Source organism: Actinophytocola sp., assembly GCF_036555685.1.
Lineage (GTDB): Bacteria > Actinomycetota > Actinomycetes > Mycobacteriales > Pseudonocardiaceae > Actinophytocola.
Window position 1 is genome coordinate 1 of the sequence record NZ_DATBKY010000043.1, and the last position, 3,976, is coordinate 3,976.

Consider the following 3,976-nt stretch of genomic DNA (forward strand, 5'->3'; position numbering starts at 1 on the left):
GCTACCACCTGGAGCCCGAGCCGGCGGGCATCAAGCCGTACGTGCTGTTCAGCGAGGCTTTGCAGCAGTCCGGCCGGGTGGCGATCGTCAAGGTCGCGCTGCGCGGGCGGGAGTCGCTGGGCGTGCTGCGCATCCGCGACCAGGTGATCGTGCTGGAGACGATGCTGTGGCCGGACGAGATCCGCACGCCGGACTTCCCGTTCCTGCACCGGGACGTGCCGGTCTCGGCCACGGAGCTGCGTGAGGCGACCGCCCTGATCGAGGCGCTGAGCGAGAGGTTCACCCCGGGCCGCTACACCGACCGCTACCGCGAGGCGCTGCAGGCGCTGGTGCAGGCCAAGATCGACGGCAACGAGGTCGTCCAGCCGACGGCCGTCGCGCAGCAGGACAGCGCGGCGGACCTGCTGACCGCGCTGCGCACCACGCTCGTGGCGAAGCGCGCGGGCACGGCCGTCGCCTCGGCCCGGGCCGCCGAGGAACGCGCGGCCGAGGAGAGCGCGGCCGCGAAGGAGGCCGCGGACCGCACGCGCACCCCGAGCTGACCGCGCGTCAGTCCTCGCGTCAGTCCTCGCCGCGTCAGTCCTCGTCGCCCAGCATCCCTTCGCGAAGCTGCTCGAGCGTGCGGGCCAGCAGGCGGGAGACGTGCATCTGCGAGATGCCGATGCGCTCGGCGATCTGCGTCTGCGTCATGTGCCTGAAGAACCGCAGCGTGAGGATCGTGCGCTCGCGTTCGGGCAGCCGCTCGATCAGCGGACGCAGCGACTCGTAGTCCTCCACGCCGTCCAGCGCTGCGTCGGTCTCGCCCAGCGTCTCGCCGAGCGAGTCGGAGTCGGCGTCGGGGGAGAGGGCCTCGTCGAGCGACATCGAGTGGTACGCGTTGCCGGCCTCGAGCCCCTCGTACACCTGCTCCTGGCTCAGGTCCAGGTGCTTCGCGAGCTCGGACGGCGTTGGCGCGCGGCCCAGCCGCTGCGAGAGCTCCGCGCTGGCGGCGTTGATCGCGAGGTTCAGCTCCTTGAGCCGGCGCGGCACGTGCATCGACCAGCTCGCATCGCGGAAGTGCCGGCGCACCTCGCCCATCACGGTCGGCACCGCGAACGACAGGAAGTCCGTGCCGCGATCGGGCTGGAACCGGTCGACCGCGTTGATCAGGCCGAGGGTCGCGACCTGCACCAGGTCCTCGCGCGGGACGCCGCGGTTGGAGAACCGCGCCGCGATGTGCTCGGCGAGGGGCAGGTGCCCCGTCACGAGCTTGTTACGCAGCTCGCCCCGGGCGGGATCCTTCTCGTCGAGCGCCGCCATCTCGTCGAACAGCGGTGCCAGATGTTCGTAGCCGGTGTCCGGGGTTTCCCGGTTCTTGGCCGCCGAACTCTGTGTGTCCGTCACGCCGCCGTACCGTCCGCTCGCCGCTTGGCCACTTCGATGTGCACCTGATGCTGCCCGTTGACCGGCTCGACCCAGCTGCTCGCGTGGTCGGTCAGCGTCGTCAGCACGCGCCAGCCGAACGTGTCGCTGCTCGGCGTGCTGTCGTCGGTCGACCGGATGCTCACGACGAACCGGATCTCGTCCTTGCTCACCGTGAACATGCAGCGCAACGCGGCATCCGGCGCGGCGCGGGTGATGAGTGTCGAGCAGGCCTCGTCGACGGCCAGCTTGAGGTCGGCGATCGCGTCCAGATCGAAGTCAGCGCGCATGGCGATGCTCGATGTCAACGACCGGATGATGGGCAGGTTGGTGAGCTCGGCGCCCAGCCGCAACTCGATCTCGTCGGGACTTCCGTCCCCGTCTCCCACGCTCATGGTGCTCCTCTACCCGCTGTCCACGCTTCGGAAACCTTTGTGACCGGCGACTTTACCGTGAATCACGACACGCCGTCCCGGGGTCGGGCGGCACGCGCGCGGCCGGGCCCCTAACGTGGAAGGTGCACGCCGTCGAAGGAAGGAGCCAACATGTTGGCGGTTACGGAAGCGGCAGCGCAGGCGATCGACGCGCTGACCAACCAGGGTGGGATCGACGACCAGGGTGGTCTCCGTTTCTCGATGCAGAACGAGTCCGACTCGCAGACAGCGCTGGCGCTCGCCGTGGCGAGCGCTCCGGTCGAGGGAGACCAGGTCGTCACGGCGGAGTCCGGTGCGCACGTGTTCCTGGAGGAGCAGGCTGCCGACTACCTGTCGGACAAAGTGCTTGACGTGCAACAGGATGCGGAGGGCCAGCTCAACTTCGCTGTGCTCGAACGGGCGTCTTGACACCTATCCTGCGCGGAACGCCGGTGCCCCGCGGGGCACCGGCGTTCCGTCATCCATGGGACCGTCGTCCGTAGGACCTCTGTGGACTGCTAGCGGCCCAGGGCCTTCTGCAGCTCCTTCTTCGTCATGTTCGAACGGCCGCGGATGTTCTTCTTCTTGGCCTCGTTGTACAGCTGGTCCCGCGTCGGGCCGCCGGGGCCCTGCCGGTTGCCGGACCGCTTCCCGCCGCGGTGCTGCGGCGACACGTCGTTCGTCGACGTCTTGCTGGCGGTCCGCGACTCACCGGACTGCGCCCGGTTCTTGTTCACGGTCCGGGACGCGATCTCCTTGGCGCGGCCGGTGCTCGCGCCCCGGTCCTTGGCACTGTCCTTGATGTGCTCGTACTGGCGTTCCCGCTTCTTGTTCCAGGCCTGAGGCATCACGCGCTCCTTTCTCACGCTTGACCTGGGGGTACCCAGCACGAGGCCGGCCTATGCCTGCGCGGCCACCGGCGCCCGCTCCGGCTCGGTCGCGGTCTCGGCCGTGGTCTCGGCCGTGGTCTCGCCGCCGGCCCGGTTGGCGCGAGCAGCTGGACAACCTGCTGGTCTGCCGCCTTGACCTCCAGCAAAGTCGAGCTCCTAGCGTCGGGGTATGGCTGAGAGGATCGTCGTGACAGGCGCCACCGGGAACGTCGGGCGCGTGCTCGTCCCGCTGCTGTCCGCGGCCGGCGTCCATGTGCGTGCGGTGACCCGCGACCCGGCGGCGGCCGGCTTGCCGGCCGGCGTCGACGTCGTGCGGGCCGACCTGCTCGACGCCGCGACGCTGGACGCCGCGTTCGCCGGCGCCGACGCGGTCTTCCTCGTCTGGCCGGCGTACTCGACCGACCACGCCGCCCCGGTGGTCGACGCGATCGCCCGGCACGCGCGGCGCGTGGTGTTCCTCTCCGCGCTGGGCGCGCCGGACTCCACGGTCGCCGAGCCGCCGCCGGGTCTGTTCCACGGCAGGCTCGAGTGGCTGATCCGGCGGACGAGTCTGGAGTGGACTTTCCTGCGCGCGGGCGGTTTCGCGACGAACACGCTGGGCTGGGCCGCCGAGATCCGGGAGAGCGGGACCGTGCACTGGATATACGGTGGCGCCGGCCGGTCGCTGATCCACGAGGCCGACATCGCCGCGGTGGCCGCCCGGGTGCTGACCGAGAGGGGGCACGCGGGCGCGAGCTACGAGCTGACCGGGCCGTCGGTGGTGACCCAGACCGAGCAGGTCCGGCTGATCGGCGAGGCGATCGGGCGGCCGCTGCGGTGGGTGGAGCTGCCCGAGGAGGACGCTCGGGCGCGGATGCGGGAGATGGGCTGGTCACCGGAGTTCATCGAGGGCGGGCTCGCACACTGGGCGCACATCGTCGGCGAGCCGGAGCCGGTGACCGACACGGTCGAGAAGCTGACGGGAACGCCCGCGCGCTCCTTCGCCCAGTGGGCAGGGGAGCACGTGGGCGCCTTCTCCTAGTGCTTCGGCCTAGTGCTTGACCTTCACCTTGAGGAGATCCGCCGGGATGGCGGGCGGGCCGTCCAGCGGGGCCGGGTCGTCCGGGGTCGGCATGACGCCGCCGGCCGCGACCTTGTCCAATGTGGCCAGTCCGGCGTCACCGATGGTGCCGAAAATCGCGTAGTCCGGGCGCAGGTAGGCGGCGCCGTACACGAGGAAGAACTGGCTGCCGTTGGTGTCCGGGCCGGCGTTGGCCATCGCGAGCGTGCCGC

7 protein-coding genes are annotated in these 3,976 nt (G+C 70.6%); 3 read left to right on the plus strand and 4 right to left on the minus strand.

All coding sequences use genetic code 11. The features are described from left to right. Positions 1-542, plus strand: a 542-nt coding sequence (locus VH969_RS04635) for a Ku protein (protein ID WP_331970862.1), incomplete at its 5' end; no start/stop codon positions are given. A gap of 34 nt (positions 543-576) precedes the next feature. Here the strand turns inward: VH969_RS04635 and VH969_RS04640 are convergent. Together VH969_RS04640 and VH969_RS04645 are read right to left on the minus strand one after the other, a co-directional pair. Beyond that, a complete protein-coding gene (locus VH969_RS04640; RefSeq protein ID WP_331970865.1) occupies positions 577-1,383 on the minus strand; it encodes a SigB/SigF/SigG family RNA polymerase sigma factor in 807 nt (268 codons plus the stop codon). Continuing rightward, positions 1,380-1,796 carry an ATP-binding protein gene (locus VH969_RS04645; protein WP_331970868.1) on the minus strand — a complete coding sequence of 139 codons (417 nt, stop codon included), beginning with the start codon at positions 1,794-1,796 and terminating at the stop codon, positions 1,380-1,382. The genes VH969_RS04640 and VH969_RS04645 overlap by 4 nt, the downstream gene beginning before the upstream one ends. Positions 1,797-1,946: 150 nt before the next feature. Here VH969_RS04645 and VH969_RS04650 point away from each other — a divergent pair, with 150 nt between their 5' ends. Then, entirely contained in the window at positions 1,947-2,243 is a 297-nt protein-coding gene (locus tag VH969_RS04650) for an iron-sulfur cluster biosynthesis protein (RefSeq protein ID WP_331970871.1), read from the plus strand. Positions 2,244-2,332: 89 nt separating this feature from the next. Here the strand turns inward: VH969_RS04650 and VH969_RS04655 are convergent, their stop codons facing one another. Further along, complete coding sequence (locus VH969_RS04655) at positions 2,333-2,662, minus strand: plasmid stabilization protein (RefSeq protein ID WP_331970874.1); 330 nt, start codon at positions 2,660-2,662, stop codon at positions 2,333-2,335. A gap of 211 nt (positions 2,663-2,873) precedes the next feature. Here VH969_RS04655 and VH969_RS04660 point away from each other — a divergent pair, with 211 nt between their 5' ends. Beyond that, positions 2,874-3,725 (plus strand): NAD(P)H-binding protein, encoded by an 852-nt coding sequence (locus tag VH969_RS04660; protein WP_331970877.1) that lies wholly within the window; start codon positions 2,874-2,876, stop codon positions 3,723-3,725. Between the two features lie 9 nt (positions 3,726-3,734). Here VH969_RS04660 and VH969_RS04665 read toward each other — a convergent pair. Further along, on the minus strand, positions 3,735-3,976 hold a 242-nt coding region (locus VH969_RS04665), incomplete at its 5' end, for a peptidylprolyl isomerase (RefSeq protein ID WP_331970880.1).

What these genes read in the sequence shown, in the direction of transcription:
- VH969_RS04645 (WP_331970868.1), bottom strand. Translation starts at nt 1,796, where the DNA reads ATGAGCGTGGGAGACGGGGACGGAAGTCCCGACGAGATCGAGTTGCGG.
- VH969_RS04650 (WP_331970871.1), top strand. Translation starts at nt 1,947, where the DNA reads ATGTTGGCGGTTACGGAAGCGGCAGCGCAGGCGATCGACGCGCTGACC.
- VH969_RS04655 (WP_331970874.1), bottom strand. Translation starts at nt 2,662, where the DNA reads ATGCCTCAGGCCTGGAACAAGAAGCGGGAACGCCAGTACGAGCACATC.
- VH969_RS04660 (WP_331970877.1), top strand. Translation starts at nt 2,874, where the DNA reads ATGGCTGAGAGGATCGTCGTGACAGGCGCCACCGGGAACGTCGGGCGC.